This window comes from Pedococcus soli, assembly GCF_054782575.1.
The window spans coordinates 802,762-828,180 of sequence record NZ_BAAGSF010000006.1; the positions used below are offsets into that span (position 1 = coordinate 802,762).

25 protein-coding genes are annotated in these 25,419 nt (G+C 72.2%); 8 read left to right on the top strand and 17 right to left on the bottom strand.

Annotation, left to right across the window (positions count from 1 at the left end; translation table 11 throughout):
* Positions 1-12: 12 nt before the first annotated feature.
* The 4 genes from ACYVKF_RS19095 to ctaC form a co-directional block, all read right to left on the bottom strand.
* Positions 13-1,221 carry a L,D-transpeptidase gene (locus ACYVKF_RS19095; protein WP_460968533.1) on the bottom strand — a complete coding sequence of 403 codons (1,209 nt, stop codon included), beginning with the start codon at positions 1,219-1,221 and terminating at the stop codon, positions 13-15.
* A gap of 400 nt (positions 1,222-1,621) precedes the next feature.
* Positions 1,622-2,023, bottom strand: a complete 402-nt coding sequence (locus ACYVKF_RS19100; protein ID WP_056914896.1) for a cytochrome c oxidase subunit 4 — start codon at positions 2,021-2,023, stop codon at positions 1,622-1,624.
* A gap of 2 nt (positions 2,024-2,025) precedes the next feature.
* Complete coding sequence (gene ctaD, locus ACYVKF_RS19105; protein ID WP_056914897.1) at positions 2,026-3,825, bottom strand: aa3-type cytochrome oxidase subunit I; 1,800 nt, start codon at positions 3,823-3,825, stop codon at positions 2,026-2,028.
* Positions 3,825-4,754 (bottom strand): aa3-type cytochrome oxidase subunit II, encoded by a 930-nt coding sequence (ctaC, locus tag ACYVKF_RS19110; protein WP_082552805.1) that lies wholly within the window; start codon positions 4,752-4,754, stop codon positions 3,825-3,827. Before ctaC ends, ctaD begins: the two co-directional genes overlap by 1 nt.
* 63 nt (positions 4,755-4,817) lie before the next feature.
* On the opposite strand from ctaC, the gene ACYVKF_RS19115 reads away from it, so the two are divergent.
* Together ACYVKF_RS19115 and ACYVKF_RS19120 are read left to right on the top strand one after the other, a co-directional pair.
* Positions 4,818-6,044: a cysteine desulfurase family protein gene (locus ACYVKF_RS19115; RefSeq protein ID WP_460968535.1), complete on the top strand. Its 1,227-nt coding sequence runs from the start codon at positions 4,818-4,820 to the stop codon at positions 6,042-6,044.
* A complete protein-coding gene (locus tag ACYVKF_RS19120; RefSeq protein WP_460968537.1) occupies positions 6,041-6,313 on the top strand; it encodes a sulfurtransferase TusA family protein in 273 nt (90 codons plus the stop codon). The genes ACYVKF_RS19115 and ACYVKF_RS19120 overlap by 4 nt, the downstream gene beginning before the upstream one ends.
* A gap of 6 nt (positions 6,314-6,319) precedes the next feature.
* Here ACYVKF_RS19120 and aat read toward each other — a convergent pair whose 3' ends face one another.
* Both aat and ACYVKF_RS19130 read right to left on the bottom strand, forming a co-directional pair.
* Complete coding sequence (gene aat / locus ACYVKF_RS19125; RefSeq protein ID WP_460968539.1) at positions 6,320-7,000, bottom strand: leucyl/phenylalanyl-tRNA--protein transferase; 681 nt, start codon at positions 6,998-7,000, stop codon at positions 6,320-6,322.
* Positions 7,001-7,003: 3 nt separating this feature from the next.
* The gene (locus tag ACYVKF_RS19130; RefSeq protein ID WP_460968541.1) at positions 7,004-7,990 is read right to left on the bottom strand and encodes a carbohydrate kinase family protein; all 987 of its coding nucleotides are present in this window, start codon (positions 7,988-7,990) and stop codon (positions 7,004-7,006) included.
* Between the two features lie 77 nt (positions 7,991-8,067).
* Here ACYVKF_RS19130 and ACYVKF_RS19135 point away from each other — a divergent pair, with 77 nt between their 5' ends.
* A complete protein-coding gene (locus ACYVKF_RS19135) occupies positions 8,068-8,793 on the top strand; it encodes a flavodoxin family protein (RefSeq protein WP_157581326.1) in 726 nt (241 codons plus the stop codon).
* A gap of 74 nt (positions 8,794-8,867) precedes the next feature.
* Here ACYVKF_RS19135 and ACYVKF_RS19140 read toward each other — a convergent pair whose 3' ends face one another.
* Both ACYVKF_RS19140 and ACYVKF_RS19145 read right to left on the bottom strand, forming a co-directional pair.
* Entirely contained in the window at positions 8,868-9,257 is a 390-nt protein-coding gene (locus ACYVKF_RS19140; protein ID WP_056914903.1) for a HesB/IscA family protein, read from the bottom strand.
* A gap of 106 nt (positions 9,258-9,363) precedes the next feature.
* Positions 9,364-10,530, bottom strand: coding sequence for a glycerate kinase family protein (locus ACYVKF_RS19145; protein ID WP_460968544.1), 1,167 nt, complete (start codon positions 10,528-10,530; stop codon positions 9,364-9,366).
* Positions 10,531-10,805: 275 nt separating this feature from the next.
* Here ACYVKF_RS19145 and ACYVKF_RS19150 point away from each other — a divergent pair, with 275 nt between their 5' ends.
* The gene (locus tag ACYVKF_RS19150; protein WP_056914905.1) at positions 10,806-11,027 is read left to right on the top strand and encodes a hypothetical protein; all 222 of its coding nucleotides are present in this window, start codon (positions 10,806-10,808) and stop codon (positions 11,025-11,027) included.
* Between the two features lie 13 nt (positions 11,028-11,040).
* Here ACYVKF_RS19150 and ACYVKF_RS19155 read toward each other — a convergent pair whose 3' ends face one another.
* Both ACYVKF_RS19155 and ACYVKF_RS19160 read right to left on the bottom strand, forming a co-directional pair.
* On the bottom strand, positions 11,041-11,820 hold the full coding sequence (locus tag ACYVKF_RS19155; protein WP_056918062.1) for a maleylpyruvate isomerase N-terminal domain-containing protein: 780 nt from the start codon (positions 11,818-11,820) through the stop codon (positions 11,041-11,043).
* A 30-nt stretch (positions 11,821-11,850) separates the two neighbouring features.
* Positions 11,851-12,987, bottom strand: coding sequence for an alpha/beta hydrolase (locus ACYVKF_RS19160; RefSeq protein WP_460968547.1), 1,137 nt, complete (start codon positions 12,985-12,987; stop codon positions 11,851-11,853).
* A 92-nt stretch (positions 12,988-13,079) separates the two neighbouring features.
* Here ACYVKF_RS19160 and nadA point away from each other — a divergent pair, with 92 nt between their 5' ends.
* On the top strand, positions 13,080-14,282 hold the full coding sequence (gene nadA, locus ACYVKF_RS19165) for a quinolinate synthase NadA (protein ID WP_460968788.1): 1,203 nt from the start codon (positions 13,080-13,082) through the stop codon (positions 14,280-14,282).
* Positions 14,283-14,384: 102 nt separating this feature from the next.
* Positions 14,385-15,542 carry a ScyD/ScyE family protein gene (locus ACYVKF_RS19170; protein WP_460968548.1) on the top strand — a complete coding sequence of 386 codons (1,158 nt, stop codon included), beginning with the start codon at positions 14,385-14,387 and terminating at the stop codon, positions 15,540-15,542.
* Between the two features lie 193 nt (positions 15,543-15,735).
* Here the strand turns inward: ACYVKF_RS19170 and ACYVKF_RS19175 are convergent, their stop codons facing one another.
* From ACYVKF_RS19175 to ACYVKF_RS19190, 4 genes are all read right to left on the bottom strand, one after another.
* Positions 15,736-17,310, bottom strand: coding sequence for a DEAD/DEAH box helicase (locus tag ACYVKF_RS19175; protein ID WP_460968550.1), 1,575 nt, complete (start codon positions 17,308-17,310; stop codon positions 15,736-15,738).
* Positions 17,311-17,507: 197 nt separating this feature from the next.
* Entirely contained in the window at positions 17,508-18,743 is a 1,236-nt protein-coding gene (locus ACYVKF_RS19180; protein ID WP_460968552.1) for a saccharopine dehydrogenase family protein, read from the bottom strand.
* Positions 18,740-19,753 (bottom strand): glutathione S-transferase family protein, encoded by a 1,014-nt coding sequence (locus tag ACYVKF_RS19185; protein WP_056914912.1) that lies wholly within the window; start codon positions 19,751-19,753, stop codon positions 18,740-18,742. Before ACYVKF_RS19185 ends, ACYVKF_RS19180 begins: the two co-directional genes overlap by 4 nt.
* 23 nt (positions 19,754-19,776) lie before the next feature.
* Positions 19,777-21,141: a M20/M25/M40 family metallo-hydrolase gene (locus tag ACYVKF_RS19190; RefSeq protein WP_460968554.1), complete on the bottom strand. Its 1,365-nt coding sequence runs from the start codon at positions 21,139-21,141 to the stop codon at positions 19,777-19,779.
* Between the two features lie 74 nt (positions 21,142-21,215).
* Here ACYVKF_RS19190 and ACYVKF_RS19195 point away from each other — a divergent pair, with 74 nt between their 5' ends.
* Positions 21,216-21,797 (top strand): DUF3043 domain-containing protein, encoded by a 582-nt coding sequence (locus ACYVKF_RS19195; protein WP_056914914.1) that lies wholly within the window; start codon positions 21,216-21,218, stop codon positions 21,795-21,797.
* A gap of 32 nt (positions 21,798-21,829) precedes the next feature.
* On the opposite strand, the gene ACYVKF_RS19200 is transcribed toward ACYVKF_RS19195, so the two are convergent.
* The gene (locus tag ACYVKF_RS19200; protein ID WP_056918069.1) at positions 21,830-22,045 is read right to left on the bottom strand and encodes a hypothetical protein; all 216 of its coding nucleotides are present in this window, start codon (positions 22,043-22,045) and stop codon (positions 21,830-21,832) included.
* A gap of 83 nt (positions 22,046-22,128) precedes the next feature.
* Here ACYVKF_RS19200 and ACYVKF_RS19205 point away from each other — a divergent pair, with 83 nt between their 5' ends.
* Positions 22,129-23,727, top strand: a complete 1,599-nt coding sequence (locus ACYVKF_RS19205; protein ID WP_460968557.1) for an ABC transporter ATP-binding protein — start codon at positions 22,129-22,131, stop codon at positions 23,725-23,727.
* 58 nt (positions 23,728-23,785) lie between these two features.
* Here the strand turns inward: ACYVKF_RS19205 and ACYVKF_RS19210 are convergent, their stop codons facing one another.
* Both ACYVKF_RS19210 and gcvT read right to left on the bottom strand, forming a co-directional pair.
* Complete coding sequence (locus ACYVKF_RS19210) at positions 23,786-24,244, bottom strand: OsmC family protein (RefSeq protein WP_460968559.1); 459 nt, start codon at positions 24,242-24,244, stop codon at positions 23,786-23,788.
* A 16-nt stretch (positions 24,245-24,260) separates the two neighbouring features.
* Positions 24,261-25,367: a glycine cleavage system aminomethyltransferase GcvT gene (gene gcvT, locus ACYVKF_RS19215; protein ID WP_460968561.1), complete on the bottom strand. Its 1,107-nt coding sequence runs from the start codon at positions 25,365-25,367 to the stop codon at positions 24,261-24,263.
* Between the last annotated feature and the right edge of the window lie 52 nt (positions 25,368-25,419).

Consider the following 25,419-nt stretch of genomic DNA (forward strand, 5'->3'; position numbering starts at 1 on the left):
ACGTCAGGACCTTCACACGAGGGCGCTCTGCGCCTTCCAGCCCTTGTAGGAGTACTGCCAGACGCCGATGCCCTCGGTCGGCAGGAACGGGCGGTTGGAGCCGGTGAACTTCACGATGTCACCGACCTTGGAGTTCTCGAACATCCACTGCGCGTTCGCCAGGGACATGTTGACGCAGCCGTGGCTGACGTTGGAGTTGCCCTGGGCGCCCACCGACCACGGTGCTGCGTGCAGGTACTCACCGGTCCAGGTGACCCGCAGGTTCCACTTGGTGTCGATCTTGTAGTACCCGGGCTTGCCCTTGGCGATCCCGATGGTGGTGGAGTCCATGGTGACCTCCCCCTCCTTGCGGATGATGACCTTGGTGCCCGAGCGGGTCTCGGTGAGCTTGCCGGGACGCCCGGTGCTCACGGGGATGACCTTGATGACCTGCCCGCCGCGGCGGACGGTCATGGTGTGCGCCTTGATGTCGACCGTGGAGACCATGGCAGAGCCGACCGTGAAGCTGGCGTTGTCGTCGTTGCCGACCCACTTGTCGGGACCGGTCTGGACGCCGGTCAGGGGTGCCGCGACGGTGACCGTCGTGCCGGGCTTCCAGTAGCTGGCCGGACGCCACATCAGCTGGCGGCTGTCGAGCCAGCCCCACGCGCCGGCCTGCTTGGGGCTCGTCGTGACCTTGACCCGCTTCTCGATCTCCGCGCGCTGCTGGGCGGTGGTCACCGCCGAGTCGAACTGGATCGCCACGGGCATGCCCACCCCGACGGTGGCGCCGGCGTTGAGGATGCCGTACGTGGCGGTGACCTTGGGCTTGAGGGTCGAGAACCTGGCGGTCGTGGTGGACGGCGTGCCGTCCTCGCCCTTGGCTGCCGCGGTGACGGTGTAGGAGGCGCTGGGAGCCAGTCGGGCCGTGGACGTCCACGTGCCGTCGCCGGCGACCGTGCCTGCGACCTTGCGGCCCTTGGCGTCGGTCACCGAGACGGTGCCCAGGGCTCCGCTGACGGCCTTGACGACGACGGGCTGGTCGGGCTTGACGCCCTTGCTGCCGTCGGCGGGCGTCACCGTGAGCTCGGCCGGCGTGCTGGTGGTGGTGCTCGACGAGCTGGACGACGAGCTCCCGCTCGCCGACGGGCTACCGGCCACGGGGTCGGTCGCCGGGCTGGCGGCGTTGCCGGAGCACCCGGCCAGCAGGGCGACGGCCGCCACGGCCCCCACCACTGCCATCAGGCCCCGCGAACGCTGTGTCGTACGCACCACGTGTGAACTCCCTGTGTCCCTGTGCGCGGCCGGGGCCGCGCATCCTGCTCGTGCTTCGTCACCAGGGGCCGATCGGACGGGCCCCTGCTCGACAGACGCCGCAGGACCGCTGGAGGTTGTCGGTCGTGTCGGGTCTGTGGTCGGCCGCGACGACGCAGCCGGGATGTTGGAACAACCGAGCCCGGCTGCGCAACGCTGATCGGCCTGGCAGGTGCCGGGCCCCCTCGGAGAGCGGCGACCCACCTGGACCGCCACGGCCACCCCTCGGGCCGCCCCCACATCGTACCTTCCCACCGGGACGACGACGGCGCCCCGCCCGCCGAGCGGGAGGGGCGCCGGTCGGACGCGCAGGGTCGGGAGGTGCCGGTCAGACCGCGTGCGGGCCCTTGAAGTACTCGAAGGTCCACCCCACGAGGGCGACGACACCGAACGCGGCGCCGATGATGAACAGCCACCAGCCGACGGCCAGGCCCAGGAAGACGACGGCACCGGCAGCGGCCAGCGGCAGGGGCCACCAGGAGTGCGGGCTGAAGAAGCCGTACTCGCCCTCCTGCTCGGCGATCTCGCCGCTGGGGTTGTCCTCGGGGCGCTCCGGCAGTCGCCGGGCGGTCGCCCAGAGGTAGAAGGCGATCATCAGGCCCAGACCGGAGGACAGGAACAGCCCGGCGGGACCGACCGGCTCCTTCCAGTGGGTGAAGATGCCGTACGCCAGGCCCACGGGGGCGAAGAACGCGGCCAGGATGACGAAGAGCTTGTACTCGATCTTCATGGTCAGTCGCGCTCCTCGTGGAACCGGGGGTGCTTGTCGTGGTCCAGCGAACCGGTGGCGTGGGCGTGCTCGCCCACCCCGACCTCGGCCGGCCCGATGATCCGCGTCAGGGTGTCGGGGTCGGCCTGCAGCCCACCGGCGGGAGCCGCCTCGGGGTGGTGCAGGTCGAACGCCGGACGCTCCGAGCGGATGCGCGGGAGGGTGTCGAAGTTGTGGCGCGGCGGCGGGCAGGAGGTCGCCCACTCGAGCGAGGCGCCATACCCCCACGGGTCGTCGGTCTCGACGAGCGGCGCGGTGCGCCACGTCTTCCACACGTTGTAGAGGAACGGCAGGGTCGAGGCCGCCAGCAGGAAGGCGCCGAAGGTCGAGATCTGGTTCTGGACGGTGAACCCGTCCTCGGGCAGGTAGTCGGCGTAGCGACGGGGCATGCCGTCGATGCCGAGCACGTGCTGGATGAGGAAGGTCGTGTGGAAGCCGATGAAGAGCATCCAGAAGTGGATCTTGCCGAGCGTCTCGTCGAGCATGCGCCCGGTGAACTTCGGCCACCAGAAGTAGAACCCGGCGAACATCGCGAACACGACCGTGCCGAAGACGACGTAGTGGAAGTGCGCGACGACGAAGTAGCTGTCGGAGAGGTGGAAGTCCAGGGCGGGGCTGGACAGGATGATGCCCGTCAGGCCACCGAACAGGAACGTCACGAGGAAGCCGATCGACCAGAGCATCGGCGTCTCGAAGGACAGCTTGCCGCCCCACATCGTGCCGATCCAGTTGAAGAACTTCACGCCCGTGGGCACGGCGATGAGCATCGTCATCACCGCGAAGAACGGCAGGAGCACCTGGCCCGTGGCGTACATGTGGTGGGCCCAGACCGTCACGGACAGCGCCGCGATGCCGATCGTCGCGAAGACCAGGGTCTTGTAGCCGAAGATCGGCTTGCGCGAGAAGACCGGCAGGATCTCGGAGATGATGCCGAAGAACGGCAGCGCGATGATGTAGACCTCTGGGTGCCCGAAGAACCAGAACAGGTGCTGCCACAGCATCGGACCACCGTTCCCGGGGTCGAACACGTGGGCTCCGAACTTGCGGTCGGCGCCCAGCGCGAGCAGCGCGGAGGCGAGCACCGGGAAGGCCATCAGCACGAGCAGCGACGTGATGAGGATGGTCCAGGTGAAGATGGGCATCCGGAACATCGTCATGCCGGGCGCGCGCATGCAGATGATGGTGGTGATGAAGTTGACGGCACCCAGGATCGTGCCGAAACCACCGAGCGCGAGGCCGAAGACCCACAGGTCGCCACCGAGGCCGGGGCTGTTGGAGGCGTCGGACAGCGGGGCGTAGGCGAACCAGCCGAACGACGCCGCACCCGACGGGGTGAGGAAGCCGGCCGAGGCGATGAGGCCACCGAACAGGTAGAGCCAGTAGGCGAACATGTTCAACCGCGGGAACGCGACGTCAGGCGCGCCGATCTGGATCGGCATGAGCGCGTTGGCGAACCCGGCGAACAGCGGCGTCGCGAACAGCAGCAGCATGATCGTGCCGTGCATCGTGAACAGCTGGTTGAACTGGTCGGGGTTGTCGACGACCTGCAGGCCCGGCTGGAACAGCTCGGCGCGGATGAGCAGCGCCAGCACCCCACCGAACATGAAGAAGATGAACGACGTGATGAAGTAGAGGTTGCCGATGACCTTGTGGTCGGTCGTCGTCATCCACTTCACGACGGTCTGGCCCTTGGTGAGCCGACGCGTCGCAGTGGCCTCCGTCGAACGGAAGTACGTCCCCGTCGACTCGGTGGCGGCTGCCATCAGTTGCTCCCTGCACTAGGCACGAGGTTCTTGTCCTCGTTCATCAGCTTGTTGACGTTGAGGCTGTTGTCGAGCTGACCGGTGTTGCCCTGCGCCTTCAGCTCGGCGATGTGCGCCTGGTACTCGGCCGGTGTGACGACCTTGACGTTGAACAACATCTGCGAGTGGTAGGCGCCGCACAGCTCGGCGCACTTGCCCTTGAACGTGCCGACCTCGGTGGGCACGACCTGGAACTTGTTGACGCGGCCCGGGATCATGTCGAGCTTCTGGAGGAAGGCCGGCACCCAGAACGAGTGGATGACGTCGCGGGAGGTCAGCACGAACTCGGTGCGCTGGCCCACGGGGAGGTAGAGCGTCGGGAGGCTCTCCTCCGCGCCCGGCTCACCGGTGAGCTCGGCCTGCGTGCCGGTCTCGTAGGTCTGCTCCTTGACGTAGTTGAAGTCCCAGCTCCACTTCTTGCCCACGACGTTGACGACCACGTCGGCGGGCTTGGAGGTGTCGAGCAGCGCGGCCTCGTCACGGGCGGTGTAGTAGAAGAGCACCGCGATCATGAAGACGGGGACGACGGTGTAGAGGATCTCCATCGGCACGTTGTAGCGCAGCTGCACCGGGAGCTCGGTGTCGTCCTTCTTGCGCCGGTAGGCCACGACGCACCAGAGGATCAGACCCCAGGTGATGACGCCCACCGCGAGGGCCGCGATCCACGCGCCGTTCCACAGGGACGTGACGCGCTCACCGCCCTCGGTGACCGCGCGCGGCAGGAACCCGTCCTGGGCGCGACCGGCACACCCCGACAGGACGAGCGTGGTGATCGCCAGGCCTACGCCGGTGGCGGATCTCCTGCTAACAGACCGCTGCCGGTGAGGGCGCGGCGCAGAGACGTCGAGCTGACGCAACGGTGCACCTTCTTCGAAACAGTGATGGGCCATCAAGCGCAAACCCTACTCCAGCCCGGACAGCTGTTCCGGTCAGGGGGCGGCTAACGTCGAGGTGTGGCGAACCCCTCCCCCGAGGCCCCTCCCGGGGCTCCCGACGAGCCCGGCGCCGGCCCCCGTCGCCGGGCCGTGCTCGACGCCGCCCCCGGCCCGCTCCACCCGGTCGCGGCCCGGACGCTGGCCGCCGCCGTCGACGCCGGGTGGGCCGACCCGAGGCGGCTGCACGCCGAGGGCAGGACGGCGCGCCGGCTGCTCGACGACGCCCGGGCCGTCCTCGCCGAGGGCCTCGGTGTGCGCCCGGAGGAGGTCACCTTCTCCCCTGACGGCCCCACCGCCGTGCGGTGGATGGCCCAGGGCCTGTCGTATGCCGCGCGCCGCCGTGGCGCCCGCGTCGTCACCTCCGCGGTCGAGCACTCGGCCGTGCTCCTGCCGGCCCGCCACGACGCCGCGCAGGCCGGCGACCGGACCCTGGCCCGCGTCGTCCCCGTTGACCGGCTCGGCCGGGTGGACCTCGACGCCTGGGCCCGCGAGGTGGCAGTGCCCGGCACCGTCTCGGCCCTGCTGCAGCACGCCAACGGCGAGGTCGGCACGCTGCAGCCCCTCGGCCCGGCGCACGAGGCCTGTCGTGCGGCGGGGGTGCCGCTCGGCGTCGACGCCCAGGCGTCCCTGGGGCGCGTGGCTCCACCACGGGCCTTCGACGTGCTCGCCGGCGACGCGACGTCGTGGGGCGGCCCGGGTGGCCTCGGTGTCCTGGTCGTGCCCGACCGCACCCGCTGGCTCCTGCCCGGACCCGCCGACCCGGATGCGGCCCTGCACGGCCCGAGCCGCCACCTCCCGTGGGTCCCCCTGGCCCTGGCCGCCGCCGAGGCCTGGCAGCAGACCGCGGCCACCCGGGACTCGGACGCCGCGCAGGCCTTTGCCCTCGTCGACGAGCTGAGGGCCGTCGCTGCGGGCGTCACCGACGTCGAGGTCGTCGGCGACCCGGTCGACCGGCTGCCCCACGTGCTCACGTTCTCCGCGCTCTACGCGGACGGCGAGGCCCTCGTCCGCGAGTTCGACCGGCACGGCTTCGCCGTCGGCTCCGGGTCGGCCTGCACCTCGAGCACCCTCGAGCCGAGCCACGTGCTCGCGGCGATGGGCGTGCTGACCCACGGCAACACGCGGATCACCCTTCCCCTCGCGGCCGTCGCCCCGGACCGCGAGCGAGACGTCCGCGCCTTCGCGTCCCGCATCGCCCCGGTGGTCGCCGCCGTCCGCGCCGAGCTGGGGGCCACGCACCTGTGAGGGCCGCCGTCGTCGTGGACGCGCGCGGGCTGCGCTGCCCGCTGCCCGTGATCCGGCTGGCCCAGCGCGTCCGCGACCTCGAGCCCGGCACGGTCGTCGAGGTGTGGGCGACCGACCCGGCAGCCGCCGCGGACGTCCCGGCGTGGTGCCGGATGCGCGGCCAGGAGTACCTCGGCAGCCGCGAGGTGGCCGAGGGCGATGACGGCCGCGAGGACGGTCCCCGGGGCGACCACACGGCATACGTGGTGCGGGTGGTCGCACCGGGTTGAGGTGCCCTAGGCGCCGAAGGTGGGGGGCTGCAGCTCCATCGCACGTCCGAGGCGTTCCAGGTAGTCGCGCCGGGACACCGTGACGACCCCCAGGGTGCTGAGGTGGTCGGTGGACCACTGCACGTCGATGATCCGCCGGTCGTCGCCGTCGGCGAAGACGTACCCGGCCATGGCGAGGACAGCGGCCTTGGAGGCGTCGGTGACGCGGTGGAACATCGACTCCCCCGCGAACAGCCCGCCGACCGCGATCCCGTAGAGACCCCCGACGAGCTCGCCGTCGCGCCAGGTCTCGATGCTGTGGGCCCAGCCGAGGGCGTGCAGCTCGGTGTACGCGTCGACGATCTCCTGGGTGATCCACCGCCCCTCACGGCTGGGGTCGGCGCAGGCCGCCACCACCTCGCCGAACGCCGTGTCCACCCGCATCTCGAACTGCCGCAACGACTTCCGCAGCGAACGGCTCGCGTGCACCCCACCGGGGAGCAGCACCCCCCGCGGATCCGGCGACCACCAGCCCATCGGCCGGTCGCCGTGCTCCCCCAACCCCATGGGGAACAGCCCGCTGCGGTAGGCCTCGAGCAGGGTGCCGGCGCGCAGGTCTCCCCCGACGGCGACGAGGTCCTCGCCGTCGTCGACCTCCGTGAGGTCGAACTCCCAGGGTGTCGGGAGCGGTTCGATGGGTTCGCTCACGGGCTAGGGGGCGATGCAGGCGATGTGCGGCTCGATGGCGTCGGCGGACTCCTGGCCGTAGGCGTCGGCGAGGCGCTGCAGGAAGCTGCGCTTGCCGAGGGTGTACTCCTGCGTGCCGATCGTCTCGATGACGTAGGTGGCCAGCATCGACCCGAGCTCGGCGGCGTGCCGCAGCCCGAGGTCGGCGGCCAGGCCGGTGAGGAACCCGGCGCGGAAGGCGTCGCCGACGCCGGTCGGGTCCGCACGCCGCACCTCGCGGGCGACGTGGACCTCGATCGGCTCCTCACCGCGGCGCTCGATGGTCACCCCGTCCTTGCCCTTGGTGATGACGCGCGTCGTGACGCGGTCGGCGATCTCCTCGGGGCTCCAGCCGGTCTTCTGCGAGGTGAGGGCGGCCTCGTACTCGTTCGTGAGCAGGTAGTCCGCGCCGTCGATGAGCTGGCGGATCGTGTCGCCGTCGGCGAACGCCAGCTGTTGGCTGGGGTCGGCGGCGAAGGGTATGCCGCGGGAGCGGCACTCGCGGGTGTGGCGCAGCATCGCCTCCGGGTCGTTCGCCCCGACCACGACGAGGTCGAGGCCGCCCACCCGGTCGGCGATCGGGCCGAGCTCGATCGCCCGGGCCTCGCTCATCGCCCCGGCGTAGAACGTCGCGATCTGGGCCATGTCCTCGTCGGTGGTGCAGACGAAGCGGGCCGTGTGCTTGGAGTCCGAGACGTGCACCGAGGCGCAGTCGACGCCGTGCCGCTCGAGCCAGCTGCGGTAGTCGGCGAAGTCCTCGCCCACGGCGCCGACGAGGATCGGCCGCTGACCCAGGCCCGCCATGCCGAAGGCGATGTTGGCGGCGACCCCTCCGCGTCGGACCTCGAGGTCGTCGGCGAGGAACGACAGCGAGACCTTGTCGAGCTGCTCGACGACGAGGGAGTCGCGGAACCTGCCCTTGAAGGTCATGAGGTGGTCGGTGGCGATGGACCCGGTGATGGCTATCTGCACAATCGGGAAACCTACCCGGTCGCCACCACCCCGGCACCCATTGCCCCACCCGGCCCCGGCGGAGGAGCATGCCTGCCATGACCGACCTCCAGCACGACTTCACGGGCCTGCGCGCGGTGTTCGTCAACTGCACCCTCAAGCGCTCCCCCGAGCAGAGCCACACGCAGGGCCTCGTCGACGCGAGCGCGGCGATCATGAGCCGGCACGGGGTCGAGGTGCAGCTCATCAGAGCCGTCGACCACGACATTGCGACCGGCGTCTACCTCGACATGACCGAGCACGGCTGGGACCGCGACGAGTGGCCGCTGCTGTTCTCCCGGATCGTCGAGGCCGACATCCTCGTCGTCGCCGGCCCGATCTGGCTCGGCGACAACTCGTCCGTGACCAAGCGTGTCATCGAGCGGTTGTACGCCGGGTCCTCGATGACCAACGCCATGGGCCAGTACGTCTACTACGGGAAGGTCGGCGGCGCGATCATCACCGGCAACGAGGACGGCATCAAGCACTGTGCGTCGAACATCCTCTACAGCCTGCAGCACATCGGGTACTCGATCCCGCCGGGGGCCGACGCCGGGTGGATCGGCGAGGCCGGGCCCGGACCGTCGTACCTCGACCCCGGCAGCGGCGGCCCCGACAACGAGTTCACGAAGCGGAACACGACGTTCATGACCTGGAACCTCATGCACCTCGCCGCGATGTTCAAGGCTGCCGGCGGCTTCCCCGTGGGCGGCAACCAGCGCACCGAGTGGGACGCGGGCGCGCGGTTCGACTACGAGGAGCACCCCAACCCCGAGTACCGCTGACGACGAACGGGCCCCCACCGGTGGCGGGGGCCCGTTCGGTCGCGCGGCAGGTGCCGCGGTGACTCAGCAGCCGATCAGCTGAAGGAGTCGCCGCAGGCGCAGGAGCTGCCGGCGTTGGGGTTGTCGATCGTGAAGCCCTGCTTCTCGATGGTGTCCGCGAAGTCGATGCTGGCGTTCTCGAGGTACGGAGCGCTCATGCGGTCGACGACGACCTCGACACCGTCGAAGTCACGGACGAGGTCACCGTCGAGGGTGCGCTCGTCGAAGTAGAGCTGGTAGATCAGGCCCGAGCAACCGCCGGGCTGGACGCCGACGCGCAGGCGCAGGTCGTCACGACCCTCCTGCTCGAGCAGCGACTTGACCTTGGCAGCGGCGACGTCGGAGAGGAGGACGCCGTGGGTCGTCTCGGCGGCCTCGGCAGGTGCCGTGGTGGTGGCCGGAGCGGTCTGGTCCTGAACACTCATCGTGGAACGTCCTTCATGTCGGTGGTCGGGGGTCGGCTGACCATCTCTGCCAACCCACGGTCTGCGGGATATGTTCCCACCCGCTGCTCACCACTGTACGTCGTGGTCACTGCTGGGGGGACCAGGTGGCCGCCACCCGGGCAGCGCGCGCCGCGAGGGTCCCGACGGGGTCGGCCATCGCGGCCTCCACCTCGCGCGCCGACTCGGCCACGGCATACGTCCCGGAGAGCCCCAGGGTCATCGCCTCCCGGCGCCCCACCAGGGTCTGGCCGGCGATGACGACGCTCGGCGTGGCCGTCTCCAGGGCCAGCTCGGCGACCCCGGCGACGACCTTGCCCTGCAGGCTCTGCCAGTCGAAGCTGCCCTCCCCCGTGACCACGAGGTCGGCGGCCGCGAGGACGTCACGCAGCCCGACGGCCGTGAGCACCTCCGTGACGCCGCTGACCCGGCGTCCGCCCAGCAGGTAGAGGGCGTAACCGAGCCCGCCCGCCGCACCGGCACCCGGCTGCTTGTCGAGCCGCAGCGGCTTCCCCGTGAGCAGGTCCGTGGTCTCGGGGAGGGTCCGGCGCACCACCTCGACGTACCGCCCCAGCGCACCCTCGAGGGCCTGGGCCAGCTCCGGCGACGCACCCTTCTGCGGGGCGAACACCGCCGAGGCACCCTGGAGCCCGAGCAGCGGGGACTCCACGTCGCTGGCGAGGACGAGCTCGACCCCGGCGAGCTTGCGACGCACGTCCTCGAGCCCGGTCAGGGCGTCGTCGGCGAGGTCCGCGAGCGCCATGCCCCCGCGCGCGAGCTCGGAGGGCCCACCCACGCCGAGGGCCGCGAGCAGGCCCGCTCCCCCGTCGTTGGTGCCGCTGCCCCCGAGGCCGACGACGACGCGGGTCGCCCCTGCGGCCAGGGCCGCGTCGAGCAGCTGCCCGACCCCCCACGTGCTCGTCACGGCGGGGTTGCGTTCGTCGGCGGCGAGCAGGTGCAGGCCCGCAGCCTGCGCCGACTCGAGGTATGCCGTCGGGCCGGGTTCGCCGTCGACGAGCAGGATCGCGGCGGGTACCTCGCGGCCCAACGGGTCGGCGACGGTGACGGCCAGGGTGCGGGCCTCGGGGATGGCCGCGGCGAGGACGTCGAGGAACCCCGGGCCGCCGTCGGACAAGGGCATGAGCGTGAGCAGGTCGTGCGGTGCGGTCCGTCGCCACCCCGCAGCCATCGCCTCGGCGGCCTGCTGGGCCGTGAGGGTGCCGGTGAAGCAGTCCGGGGCGATGACGACGTGCACACGGGCATTGTGGCAGCGATGCCGACGGCCACGCCCCGGGCGTCGGTTCCCAGCAGGACCTCGGGCTCCACGTCTCGTTCTGCACCGCCACCCCCAGGCAGTCGTCGCCCGGTCACCGGGAGAAGTGCTGACCAGCCCCACGACCGGCAGCGGAGCCCATCTGCGCAGGTCAGGAGCTCGTCGGCGCCCCGAAAAGCAGGGTAGCCGGCCGGAAAGGCGCTGATCGGACGGCACGGCGGTCCCCAGGACACGCCAAATAGGAGGACACTGGACTGATGCGCCCCCGACAGCCCGCCAAGAAGCCCGTCCTGAAGAACAGCCCTTTCCAGGCGAAGCCGGCACCCGAGCTGCACGACTTCGCGGTCGACGACCGGGTCACCCACGACCGGCACGGCCTGGGTTCGGTCGTCCGGATCATCGGTGACCGCATGGAGGTCCGTTTCGGTGCCAGCACCGTGAGCGTGGCCCTCAACAGCACCAAGATCCACCCCCTCTAGGCCAGACCCGGCCTCAGGGCACGAGCGAGGCGCCCAGGAGGCGACTCGCCGCTGCCCCGTCCCCCTCGACCTCGAGCACCCCCGCGTCGGCGCGGTGCCAGAGCGAGAGGTACAGGTGGGTCGCCGGTCCACGGACGAGCGCGACCGCATCGCCGCCGACCCCCGGGCGCACCACGGGGACGCCGTCGACCAACCGCAGCGTCCACGAGGCGTCGACATCGCTGCAGGCGAGGGCGACCGGGTGCGGTGCCGGCACGACGACCTCCGGTGGCTCGTCCGCCCGGCGCACCAGCACCCTGGGAACGAACACCTCGAGCACCTCGTCCACGCCGTCGGCGGCCTCGGTGGCTGACAACCCCGCCACGGCATCCACGCGCCCTGACAGGTCCAGCGCCCCTGCAGCGACGAGGGCGTCGACGTGGTGGACGGTGGTCTCGTGCAGCTGGCGGCGCCGCCAGAACCGCACCGTCCCGTGGTGCGGGACGGCGGAGAAGCTCCACGCCGCTTCGTCGGGGTCCCGTCCGGCCAGCGTCTGCACGAGGAGGGCGGCGCTGTCGGCGTACCAGTCGCCGAGCGCCCGGTCACGGTCCCGCCTCGGGTAGGGCTCCGGCGACGCTCCGGTGCGGACCGCCGCCTCCGCCCAGAGGTGCACCCGGCCCAGGTGGTCGACGAGGCTGGTGACGTCCCAGCCCGGGCAGGTCGGCACGGGCGCAGCGGCATCGAGCCCGGCCACCGTCCCCGCCATCGCGGTGGTGGCCCCGCGCAGCGCGGCCAGGGTCGCGGTGTCGTCCATGCGCCGAGCGTACGGGCCCCCACGGTCCGCTCAGGGCGAGAAGCCGGGCACGCTGCGTCCGAGCCAGCTCAGGGCCGTCGGGAGCTCCCCCGCCCAGAGCTGCTCGCGGTGCCCGCCGGTCTTCAGCAGGTCGGTCGTCACCGACAGCGGCGCCCTGACCGACCTGAGGAACGCCGCCGTCGGCGGGTAGGCGTAGCCGTCCTTCTTGCTGGCCTGCACCCACATCGCCAGCGGGGGCGGGTCGCGGCGCACGACCGCGGCCAGCTGGTAGCGGCCCGGGACCCTCGACCCGAACGGTCGGTAGCCACGGCTGAACTCCGGGGTGAACGAACCGCTGAAGACGATGTCACCCCCGAAGACCGCGGGGTGGCGCAGCCCCAGCATCGCGGCGCACCAGCCGCCCTCCGAGTACCCGGCCACGGCCCACGACGACCTGTCGGTCCGGACCCTGAAGTGGTCCACCACGAACTGCGGCACGTCCTGGGCGAGCCAGGTCTCCACCTGCGGTGTGCCCGCCGGACCGTCGACGCACTCCGAGTCCACGGCATACGGCAGGTTGATCTGCGGGAGCACGACGACGGCGTCCTTGATCGAGTGGTCGGCGACGGCCCGGTCCAACGCTCCCTCCACGCCCATCCCGGTGAGCCAGGAGTCGGTGGTGCCGGGGTAGCCGTGCAGGGCCTCGAGGACGGGGTAGCTCGTGGCCGTCGCGGTCGAGTAGCCCGCGGGGAGGAGGACGTCGACCTGACCACGCACCCCGCTCCGCGCGCCGGTCACGGTGTAGTGCTGGACCCGTTCCCCGGGGCTCGGCAGGGCGGGGAGGCTCGTGGCGGGGCGCAGCCCGGACGGCAGCCGGGTGGAGGCGGCGGACCGGGCGGTGGCCCCGTGGTGCGTCACCGTGGTCGCCGCCTGCGCACCGGCGAGGTCGGACCAGCTGACGTAGAAGTCGAAGTGGTCGTTCAGCTCCGCGCCGACGAGGGCGACGACGAGCACGTTGAGCACGAGGAGGCCGGCGGCGCGGGCACCGGTGGCGGCCCAGGGCCGCCTGACCCGGGGACGGCCGGACGCCAGCAGGGCGAAGACCGCGGCCGCAGCCAGCGCGAGGACGACGGGCAGCGTCGTCGACGTCAGGGACACGGCGGACTCCCCGACGCGCGGCGCGTGCACGGCCCACCCATGGGGGCAGCCTGCGCCGGACGCCTGACAGGAGGCTGGGGGTCAGGTGTGAGTCGGCTGCACGTCGGCCCACGGCATACGATCTGGGCGTGAGCACCTCGACGGACGCCTCCCCCACCACGCCACTGCCCCTGCTGGTCCTCGGTCGTGGCCGGGACCTGCACAGCGAGCGCGGGGTGGAGTGCCCGGGCGACCTGCCGGCCGCGTCCGACCCCGGCCTGGTCGAGCGCGCGCGAGCGGCGAAGGAGGCGCTGGGCGACCGGGTCTTCGTCCTCGGCCACCACTACCAGCGTGACGAGGTCATCGAGTTCGCGGACGTCACCGGCGACTCGTTCAAGCTCGCCAAGGACGCGGCGGCGCGACCGGACGCCCCCTACATCGTCTTCTGCGGTGTGCACTTCATGGCGGAGTCGGCCGACATCCTCACCAGTGACCAGCAGACGGTGATCCTGCCCGACCTCGCGGCCGGCTGCTCGATGGCGGACATGGCTGCGATCCGGCAGGTCGAGGACGCCTGGGAGGACCTCGTCGAGGCCGGCGTCGCCGACCGGACCGTGCCGGTGACGTACATGAACTCGTCCGCGGCGATCAAGGCCTTCACCGGTCGCCACGGCGGCACGATCTGCACGTCCTCCAACGCGAGGACCGCCCTGGAGTGGGCCCTGGCGGAGAAGGGCGAGGGGGGCAAGGTGCTCTTCCTGCCGGACCAGCACCTGGGGCGCAACACCTTCGTGCGCGACCTCGGGGGCTCCCTCGACGGCTGCGTGGTGTTCGACCCGCACCAGCCGATGGGCGGCCTGACCCGCCAGGAGCTGCAGGACGCCACCATGATCCTGTGGCGCGGGCACTGCTCCGTGCACGGCCGGTTCAGCCTCGAGGCCGTCGAGCAGGCTCGTCGCGACATCCCGGGCGTCCAGGTCATCGTCCATCCCGAGTGCCGCCACGAGGTCGTCGAGGCAGCCGACGAGGTGGGCTCCACGGAGAAGATCATCAAGACCATCGCGGCCGCCCCCGACGGGACCTCGTGGGTGGTCGGCACCGAGCTCAACCTCGTGCGCCGGCTCGCGACGATGTTCCCGAAGCAGCAGATCGCGTTCCTCGAGAAGAACGTCTGCTACTGCTCGACGATGAACCGGATCGACCTGCCCCACCTCGTCTGGACGCTCGAGTCGCTCGTCGAGGGTCGGGTCGTCAACCCGATCCGCGTGGACCCCGACGTCGCGCACCACGCCCGCATCGCCCTCGACCAGATGCTCGCACTGCCCGGGGAGACCCACAAGGACTAGTCCCGGTCCGCACGTGGACTAGTCCTCGTGCGGGAGGCGACCTCGTTCACAGATCAACACACTGGGTGACTTGCAGGGATTCCTACCGCAGGGAGTCACCGTATGACCACCACCAGCAGCATCGGACGATACCGCCGCCGGGTCCTCGTGACCTGGGCGGCCAGCGCAGCCCTGGCCGCCGGGACGGTCGGCGCGACCGCCGGACCCGCAGGCGCGCACGACGACCACCACGGCGCCAAGGGCCCGTCGAGGGTCGCCTCGGGGTTGGACAACCCACGCCAGCTCACCGTCACCGGCCGCGGTGACGTCTACGTCGCAGAGGCGGGCCGCGGGGGCGCCGGACCGTGCATCGCCGGGCCGGAGGGTCAGGCGTGCCTGGGCACGTCCGGAGCCGTCACCAAGATCGGCAAGCGCGGCCACCAGACCCGCGTGGTCACGGGGCTGCCGTCACTGGCCGCACCGGACGGCACGAGTGCCATCGGCCCGTCCGACGTCGTGGCGCTCGGCGGGCGACGGCTCGCCGTGCTCGTCGGCCTCGGCGCACCTCCCGCGGCCCGCGACGGACTGCCCGACTCGGCGGCCCGCCTGGGCACCCTCCAGCTGGCCCGCGAGGGCTCCGGGTGGACGACCACGCTCGCCGACCTGGCCGCGCACGAGGCCACGGCCAACCCGATCCACGACCCCGACAGCAACCCGAGCTCGGTGGAGCGGTCGGGCTCCGGTTTCGTGGTGACCGACGCCGGCGGGAACGACCTGCTCACCGTCAAGCACGGGAAGGTCACCACGACAGCGGTCTTCCAGGACCAGCTCGCCGAGGCACCGCCGTTCCTCGGGCTGCCTCCCGGCACGATGATCCCGTCGCAGGCGGTACCCACCGCGGTCGTCCGTGGCCCTGACGGCGCCTGGTACGTCAGCCAGCTCACCGGCTTCCCGTTCCCCGTGGGCCACGCCAACATCTACCGCGTCGTCAAGGGCCAGGCCCCCACCGTGTGGGCCACCGGCCTGACCAACGTCACCAGCCTGGCCTTCGACCGCCACGGCCGGCTGTATGCCGTGCAGCTCGCCGACACCGGGCTGCTGGCCGTCGGTGACGCGCTGCCGTCGGGCTCGCTGCTGCAGGTCTCGCGGACCGGCGCGCACAAGGTCGTCGCCGACGACCTGCCCGCGCCCTACGGCCTGGCGATCCGTGACGGCTCGGCCTACGTCTCCACCTGCTCGGTCTGCCCGGGCGGCGGAGAGGTCTGGAGGTACCGGCTGTAGGACCACCGGCGTCGCGCGGGAGGGGCGTGACGCCGGCACAGAGCACAGGGGGCGCCCCGGTCCGACTCATCCCGGACCGGAGACCACCACAGGGGGGCATGGTCCCCGTCACGGAGTCGCAGGGGCGACACCGTGACGGGGACCAGCATCGTGCGCTGGTCCCCGTCAGGCGAGGTGGTGCCGTGCCGTGAGGTCAGCGACCCCGGCGCGCGCCGGGCCTGCTGCCCGCGGAGAAGCCTGCCGCTCCACCGGTGGACGTCGAGTAGGTCGGGGTCGACCCACCGGCCGGGCGACCGCCGGAGCGCTGCCCGCCGGACCGCTGGCCACCTGCCGAGCCCTGGCCACCGGAGCGACTGCTGCCCGAACGCGGGCCGCCGGTCGAGTCCGCGGCACCGGCCGGACGACCGCCGCGGCGGCCACCACCGGACCGGGCGCCGTCCCCGGAGCGCGCGCCGTCACCGCTGCGCGGGCCGCCGGAGCGGGCCCCGCCCGAACGGGCGCCGCCACCGGAGCGGCCGGAGCCGCCACGACGGGACTGTCCCCCGCCGGACCCGCCCGAGGGCTGGGTCGGGGTGGTGAGGACGAGCGGGCCGGTCGTGACGCGCTCGCCCGGGGCGACCTCGAGGAGCATGGGGTGACCGAGGCCAAGCCTCGTGGTCTTGGCGCGGATCCCGGCCTTGTTCGTGAGGACGCGCACGTCGGCGACCTGGTCGTCGGTCATGAGCGTGATGACGGTGCCGTCGGCGCCGGCGCGGGCGGTGCGGCCCGAGCGGTGCAGGTAGGCCTTGTGCTCGACCGGCGGGTCCGCGTGGATGACGAGCGCGACGTCGTCGACGTGGATGCCGCGGGCCGCGATGTCGGTGGCCACCAGCGTGGAGGCCTTGCCCTCGTGGAAGGCCGCCATGTTGCGGTCACGCGCACCCTGGCCGAGGTTGCCGTGCAGCTCCACCGCCGGGACGCCGGAGGCGTTGAGCTGCTTGGCCAGCTTCTTGGCACCGTGCTTGGTACGGGTGAAGACGACCTTGCGGCCCGGGGCCGAGGTCAGGTCGAGGAGCACCTCGAGGCGGGCGTCGCGGTGCACGTGGAAGATGTGGTGCGCCATGGTCGAGATCGGCGACTGCGCCGAATCAGCCTGGTGCGTCACGGGATTGGACAGGTAGCGCTTGACGATGACGTCGATGCCGGCGTCCAGCGTCGCCGAGAACAGCAGCTTCTGGCCGTTCCGGGGCGTCTTGTCGAGGATGCGCTTCACACCGGGAAGGAAGCCGAGGTCGGCCATGTGGTCGGCCTCGTCGAGGATGGTGACCTCGATGCCGTCGAGGGTGAGGGCGCCCTGCTGGAGCAGGTCCTCGAGGCGTCCGGGGCAGGCGAGCACGACGTCGACGCCCTTGCGGAGCGCGGACACCTGCGGGTTCTGGCCGACGCCACCGAAGATGGTGACCGACGAGATGCCGAGCGGCTCGGCGAGCGGGGCCATGGCGGCCTGGATCTGGGTGACGAGCTCACGCGTCGGGGCCAGGATCAGCGCACGAGGCCGGCGCGACTGGCGCGGGGCGTTCGACGCGGACAACCGGGCCAGCATCGGCAGCAGGAACGCGTAGGTCTTGCCGGACCCGGTGCGGCCGCGGCCGAGGACGTCGCGACCGGCGAGCGAGTCGGGCAGGGTCGCGGTCTGGATGGGGGTCGGGACGGTGATGTCGCGAGCCGCGAGGACAGAAGCCAGGGCGTCGGGGACGCCGAGGCTCGGGAAGGTGGTGTCGACAGACACAGGGGTACTCCAGAGCAGTCAAAGGGGTGTTCCGCCCGGCGCGAAACCGACATGGGTTCGCAGCGCAAGAGCTTGATCACGTGCCACGGCCCGAGGCAGAACTGTGCGGGCCGGTGGCACCACCCTATCGGTTCGCGGCTGCCTCCCCTGACAGCCGACCCCGGGTGCCGCGTCCGCACCACCCGGGGGACGTCCCCTCAGGCGCCCGGGATCTCCTCGACCCGCAGGGTGAAGTCGCGGGCGCGCAGGCGGTCGACCAGCGCGTCCCCCATGGCCGTGGCGGGGGTGAGCACCCCGGCCGCCGGCGGCAGGCGGTCGCCGTCCAGGGCCAGGCACAGGGCGGCCTCCCCGAGCATGACCGTCGTCGCGGCATACCCCGGGTCTCCCTGGGCGGTCACGGTGGCGAGGTAGCGGCGACCGGTCTCGGTCGTGGTCCGCACCTTCATCGAGAACCAGCCGCTGCGACGGGCCTTCTCGCTGGGGCCCTCGCCCGGCGAGGGCGCGAGGCGGTCGAAGACGGGACGGGTCCGCGGGTCCGCCATCGCCTTCATCGCCAGACCCAGCCCGGCGGTGAAGACGTTCGCACGCTGCCTGGCGACGAACCCGTCGCCATAGGCGCTGAGCTCGCGGTAGCGGAAGCGACGACCGTAGGCGTGCTCACGAAGGGCGTTGCTGCGCCTCACGATCCGTGAGTTGAAGCTCGCCATGACAAAGGGCCCGACCCAGTCGCCGGTGTCGGCGTCACGGAAGACGGACATGGGGTCGCGCTGCTTGCCCAGGTCCGGCTCGGCCTTGCGGTCGGGGCTCAGGGAGTAGGGGTCGAAGAGCGTCTTCACGGCCCGGCGGTCCGTCGCGACGGCCTCGAGCTGGGCCCGGGAGGAGTCCACGGTGCCACCGCTCACGCCACCCTTCGCCCGAGCGTGCAGCGTGGTGTCGAGCAGGCCTCCGGCAGCGTCGTGCCGCGCACGCTCGTGCAGCAGGTGGACGGCGAGGTCGGACGGCACGGAGTCGTAACCACAGGCGGTGACGATGCGCGCACCACTGGACCTGGCCACCGCGTCGCACTCGTCGATCGCCTTGCGCACGAACAGGATCTCGCCGGTCAGGTCCGCGTAGTGGGTACCCGCCCCGGCACAGGCGCGGGCCAGGGGCAGGCCGTAGCGCAGGTAGGGACCCACGGTCGTGGCGACGACGGTGGTGGACTCCGCCAGGGCGCGCAGCGCGTCCTCGTCGGCGGCATCGGCCACGACCACCGGCCAGTCACGCGCAGCGGCGGGGAGCCCGCGACGGACCTCCTCGAGCCTGGCCCGCGAACGACCGGCGAGGGCCACCCTCGTCCCGAGGGGCGCGTGCTCGGCGAGGTAGGCGGCCAGCAGCCGCCCCACGAAGCCCGTGGCCCCGTAGACGACGACGTCGTGCTCCCGGACCCTCACGCCCGCCCCTCGGCAGCCACGGCCTCGCCGTCGCGGACCGGACCAGGAGGGGTCCCGTCGCCGAACGGGCTGCCGCCGAGCGCCTCGCGACCGTGGTCCGTGAGCCAGCCCGACAGGTCGGGCCCTGCCGGCACGATGCCGGTGGGGTTGATGTCGTGGTGCACGACGTAGTAGTGCCGCTTGATCTGGGCGAAGTCGGTCGTGTCGCCGAACCCGGGCGTCTGGAAGAGGTCGCGCGCGTAGGCCCACAGGACCGGCATCTCGCTCAGCTTGGAGCGGTTGGTCTTGAAGTGCCCGTGGTAGACCGGGTCGAACCGCGCGAGCGTCGTGAACAGGCGCACGTCGGCCTCGGTGATCGTGTCGCCCATGAGGTAGCGACGGTCCGCGAGCCGGTTCTCCAGCCAGTCCAGGGCCGTGAACAACCGGTCGTACGCCTGGTCGTACGCCTCCTGGGTCCCGGCGAAGCCGCAGCGGTACACGCCGTTGTTGACCTCGGTGTAGACGCGCTTCATCACCTCGTCCATCTCCTCGCGCAGCGCCTCGGGGTAGAGGTCCGGGGCGCCGTCACGGTGGTGCTGGCGCCACTGCGTCGAGAAGTCGAGGGTCATCTGGGCGAAGTCGTTGGTGACGACCTTGCCGCTCTCGACCTCGACGATCGCCGGGACGGTGATGCCCCGCGGGTACCCGGGCTGGCGCGCCTCGTAGGCGTCCTTGAGCCGCGGGATGCCGAGCACCGGGTCGACGCCGCCGGGGTCGAGGTCGAACGTCCAGCTGTCCTGGTCGTGGGTCGGCCCGCACAGCCCGAGCGAGAGGACGTCCTCCAGCCCGAGCAGCCTCCGGACGATGATCGTGCGGTTCGCCCAGGGACAGGCCCGGGCCGCGACGAGGCGGTACCGCCCCGGCTCGACGGGCCACTCCCCCTCACCGTCGCCGGTCGTGGTGATGCGGTCGTTGATGTAGCGGGTGTCGCGTTCGAACGACGGCTCGACGTAACCCTTGCTCTGCGCCATGCCCTGAACCTAACCGGTTCCGGTCAGCGCGGCAGGGCGCCCAGCCTGGCCAGGAGGATCGCCTCGGCCACGCAGACCTTCTCGAACTCCCCGAGGTGCAGCGACTCGTTCGCGCCGTGCGCCCTGGTGTCGGGGTCCTCCACGCCGGTGACGAGGATCGCCGCCTGCGGGAACTTCTCGGCGAACGCGGCGACGAACGGGATCGATCCCCCCACGCCGATGTCCACCGGCTCGACACCCCAGGCGTCGGTGAACGCGGCCCGCGTCTGGTCGTAGACCGGCCCGTCGGCGTCGGCGGCGAACCCGGCACCTTGGTCGTCGAGGTGGACCTCCACCTTGGCGCCCCACGGGATGTTCGCCTCGACGTGGCGCTGCACCGCGGCATACGCGTCGAGGGGGACCTCGTCGGGAGCGAGGCGGATGGAGACCTTGGCGCTCGCGGTGGGCACGAGGGTGTTCGAGGACTTCGCCACGGAGGGGGCGTCGATGCCGATGACCGTGGCCGTGGGCTTGGCCCAGATGCGGTCGAGCAGCGAACCGGTGCCGATGACCTCGACCCCGTCGAGCAGGCCGGACTCCTCACGCAGGCGCGCCTCGTCGAAGTCGAGGTCGCTGGCGGTGCCCGACCGCAGGCCTGCGATCGCCACGTCGCCGGCGTCGTCGTGCAGGGTCGCGAGCAGGCGCACCAGCGCGGTGATCGCGTCCGGGACGGCGCCGCCGAACATGCCGGAGTGGATGCCGTGGTCGAGGGTGGTCACGGTCACCACGACCCGGATCAGGCCGCGCAGCGTCGTGGTGAGGGCCGGCTCACCGATGGCCCAGTTGGTCGAGTCGGCGAGGACGATCGCGTCCGCGCGCAGCTTCTCCCCGTGCCGCTCGAGGATGGTGGGGAGCGAGTCGGAGCCGATCTCCTCCTCGCCCTCGACGAACACCGTCACGCCCACGGGCAGCCGCCCGCGGTGGGCGCGCAGGGCGGCGAGGTGGGCCATGATCCCGGCCTTGTCGTCGGCGGCGCCGCGCCCGTAGAGACGTCCGTCACGCTCGGTCGGCTCGAACGGAGCGCTGTCCCAGTCCTTGTCGTCGCCGGGGGGCTGCACGTCGTGGTGGGCGTAGAGCATCACCGTCGGCGCACCCTCGGGCCCGTCGACGTGGGCGATCACCGCCGGACGACCGCCCTCGCGGACGATCTCCACCTCCAGCCCCTCGTCGCGGAGCAGCTCGGCGGTCGCCTCGGCGCTGGCCTCGACGTGGGCCTGGTCGAAGGCGTCGAGGCTGACGCTGGGGATGCGGGTCAGTGCCTCCAGGTCGGCGCGCAGGCCGGGCATGAGGTCGGCCACCGTGGCCTTGAGGGCGGAAACCTGGTCGGGGCTCAGAACGTCGTCGGTCACGGCGGCGAGCCTAACGGGAGCGCGCACGCCGTCGCGATTCCGGGGAACCCAGGCGCACGGCATACAGTGAGCACGTGTTTGGACGCAGCAAGACCCTCAACGACCAGCAGGCCGAGACCATCGCGCGCGAGCACCGCGAGGGCGCCAAGAACCGGCCCACGCCCAAGCGCAGGGACCAGGAGGCGGCCAACCGTCGCCCGCTGGTCGTCGCCGACCGCAAGGAGGCCAAGAACCTCGACCGCGCCAAGCGTCGCGAGGCCCAGCTCCTGCAGCGCCAGGCCATGGCGACCGGCGATGACGCCCACCTCCCGGCCCGTGACAAGGGTCCGGTCCGCCGCTACATCCGCGACCACGTCGACGCCCGCTGGAACGTCGGCGAGTTCATGCTCCCGGTGATGATCCTCGTGCTGGCGCTGTCGTTCGTGCGCGTGCCGGCGGTCTTCCTCATCGTCTCGGTCGGCGTCTACGGCCTCCTGCTCGCCGCCGCGATCGACTCGTGGTTCATGTGGCGGGGCCTGAAGAAGAAGCTCGTGGCGAAGTTCGGTGCGGACAAGGTCGGCCGCGGGCTGGCCATGTACGCCGTGATGCGCGGCTTCCAGATCCGTCGCTCGCGCATGCCGCGCGCCCTCGCCAAGCGCGGCGAGTACCCGGCCTGACGGTTCCCCGGTCGGCTGACCTGGGTCGCGCCCTACTCGGCGGCGCGCAGGCTCATCGGCCCGTAGACGACGACACCCTCGCGGTGCAGGACGACGGCGTCGACCCCCGCGTCGCCGAGCTCGTGCCAGCTCTCGCCGAACCAGTTCTCCGCGTCGGACTGGGACGGGAACGCCGTCGTCACGAGCTCCTCGCCGGTCAGCTCCTTGCCATCGGCGTCGAGATAGGTCCACGTCCACGCTTCGCTCATGGCGCCACTGTAGGCGGCTGCCGCGACAGCACGCCCGGTGGCGGCTTTGACACCCGTGGGCGCCGGTGCAACGGTCGGGCACTGTGATCGTCCTCGAGGGTGTGCGCCTGGCGTATGGCGCGCAGCAGGCCCTCGAGGACGTCACCGTGAGCGTCCCCGAGGGTGAGCTCGTGCTCGTCGTCGGCCCCACGGGGTCGGGCAAGACGACCCTCCTGCGCACCCTCGCCGACGTCGGGCACGCCCGCACCGCGGTGACGGCGGGCCGGGTCGACGTCGACGGGACGGACCCGCGCACCTGCGACCAGGCGACGCTGTCCGCCCTCGTCGGGTGGGTGCCGCAGGACCCTGCGACGGGGTTCTCCACCGACACCGTCGAGGCCGAGGTCGGGCGCCACGTGAGCGCGTCGGCGGGCGACCCGCTTGGTGGCCGGCGCCGCATCGAGGAGACCCTCGACCTGCTCGGCCTCACCCCGCTGCGCAGCCGTCGCCTCGTCGACCTCTCCGGGGGCGAGCAGCAACGGGTGGCGATCGCAGCGGCCCTCGTGACCGGTCCCCGGGTGCTGGTCCTCGACGAACCGACCTCGGCGCTCGACCCCGTGGCGGCGGAGGACGTCCTCGCCACGCTGCACCGGCTGGTGCACGACGTCGGCGTCACCGTCCTCGTCTCCGAGCACCGCCTCGAACGGGTCGTCCACCACGCCGACGCCGTGCTGCTGGTCGGCGACGGCGTCGTCAGCCCGTTGCTCGACACCGCCGACGCGATGGCCCGCTCGGCCATCCACCCGCCGCTGGTCGACCTGGGTCGCAACCTCGGCTGGGACCCGTTGCCCCTGTCCGTCCGGGACGCCCGTCGCGCGGCCCGAGACCTGCGGGACTCCCTCGACGGCTCGTCCACCGACGAGTCACCGCTCGTCGGGTCGCCCGTGGCCCCGGCGGGGCGTCCGGCCCCGGGCGGGCCGTCGCCCCTGGTCGAGGCCCGCGGCCTCGGAGTGCTGCGCGGGGACTCCGTCGCCCTGCGCGGGGTGGACCTGGCCCTCGCCCGCGGCGAGGTCGTCGCCCTGATGGGCCGCAACGGCGCCGGGAAGTCGACCCTCCTGCACGCCCTGGCGCGCGACCTGCAGCCGTCGGCGGGGCGGGTGCGCCACGACGGCGCCGGAGCCGTCGCGCTGTCAACCCAGGACCCGGCAGCCACGGTGGCCGCCCTCGTCGGGGCCGACGCCGACGGCCCCGTGTCCGCGGTTCTGGCGGCCGTGGACGGCAGTGCCGAGGTGTTCGCGCGGCTGGCCCCGGGGGCGGCGCCCGACGGTCCGGTCAGCGCCCTCTCCCAGGGCCAGCGCATGGCGTTGTCCCTCGCCACCGTCCTGGCCCGCCGGGCACCGTTGACACTGCTCGACGAGCCCACCCGGGGCCTGGACTACGGCGCCAAGGCCCGGCTGGTGGGCGTCCTGCGCGAGCTCGCCGCACGCGGCGTCGCCGTGCTCGTCGCCACCCACGACGTCGAGCTCGCGGCCGAGGTGGCCGACCGCGTCATCGTCCTCGCCGAGGGCGAGGTCGTGGCCGACGGTGCGGCGGTGACCGTGCTGCTCGACTCCCCCGCATTCGCCCCGCAGGTCGCCAAGGTCGTGCGCCCGGCGCCGTACCTCACGGTCGCCTCGCTCGTCGCCGCGCTGGCCCGCCCCTGACGGGGCTCGGCAGTGGTCACGGCAGGGGCGCCCGCGGGCGGGTCAGGCGCGCCGGGGGTCAGGCGCGACGGACCTCGGGCTCGACGACGACGTCGGTGGTGAGGGAGTTCGCGATGTAGCACTGCTCGTGCGCCTCGTGCAGCAACCTCTCGACCTCCTCGTCGGTGACCGTCCCCGCCACGGTGACCACGGGCCGCAGCACGATGCGGGTGATCCGCTGCGGCGTCACGTCCTGCGGCATCTCCCCCGTCGCCTCGTCGGCGTACCCGACGACGTCGACCTTCGCCCTGGCCGCCACCGCGAGGAACGACAGCAGCTGGCAGGACGAGGCAGCGAGGACGAGCAGCTGCTCGGGGTTGGGCAGGTCCGCGTCGCCGCGGAAGTGTGGGTCGGCCGACAGGTCGAGCCCATCGGTCGCCGGCGGCAGGAACGCCGAGTGCGCCCGCGGGTAGTCGCGGTAGCCGACACCGGTGGAGCCGTCCCACCGGACCTGCGCGCGGTACTCGTGCGACGCCATACCGGCCCCCCTCCCGTCAGCCCTCGCGGACGTCGACCGTCACGAACGGCGGCTTGACCACGGTGGCGGTGACCTCGCGCCCGCGGACGTCGATGACGACGTCGTCGCCCTCGGCGACCGTCGGCTTGAGGAGGGCGAGCGCGATGCCGTTCTTCAGGGTCGGGCTGAACGTCCCGGACGTGACCTCGCCGACGACCGCGCCGTCCACCTTCACCGCACACTGCGCCCGCGGTATGCCGCGGCCGGTCGCGAGCAGGCCCCACGCCACCCGCTCGGGGCCGGCCGCCTTCTCGGCGACCAGCGCGTCCTTGCCCCAGAAGGCGTCCTTCTTCCAGCCGACCGCCCAGCCGACGCGCGCCTGGACGGGCGTGATCTCGGTGGAGAGCTCGTGGCCGTGCAGGGCGTACCCCATCTCGGTCCGGAGGGTGTCGCGAGCGCCCAGGCCGCAGGGCAGCCCGTCGTAGGGGGCAGCCGCCTCGGTGAGGGCGTCCCAGAGCTGGGCGGCGACGTCCCACGCGGGGACGAGCTCGTAGCCGCGCTCGCCGGTGTAGCCGGTGCGGCACACGATGACGGGCAGGCCGTTCCAGTCGGTCTCGACGAAGGACATGTACTCGTGCCCGGTCGGCAGGCCGAGCGCGTCGAGCACCTCGTCCGACCTGGTGCCCTGGACGGCGATGACGCCGTAGGACTCGTGCAGGTCCTCCACCACGATGCCCTCGGGGGCGGCGTCGGCCAGGCGGCGGACCACCTCGTCGGTGTTGGCGGCGTTCGGGATGAGGAAGACGTCCTCGTCGCTGCGCAGGTAGGCGATGAGGTCGTCGACGACACCGCCGTTCTCGTCGCAGCACAGGGTGTACTGCGCCTTGCCCTCGTGGATCCGGCCGAGGTCGTTGGTCAGGCAGGAGTTGACGAAGTCGCGGGCCCCCGGACCCGAGACGCGGGCCTTGCCCAGGTGCGACACGTCGAAGATCCCGACGGACGACCGCACCGTGGTGTGCTCGCGGACGACGCCGCCTCCGGGGTACTCGATCGGCATCTCCCAGCCACCGAAGTCGGCCATCTTGGCGCCCAGCGCCACGTGCCGGTCGTGCAGGGGGGAGGTCTTCAGGGCTGCGTCGCTCATGGGCCGAACGCTACCGCCCCGTGCCGCGGACCCCCGCCGGCACGGATATCCT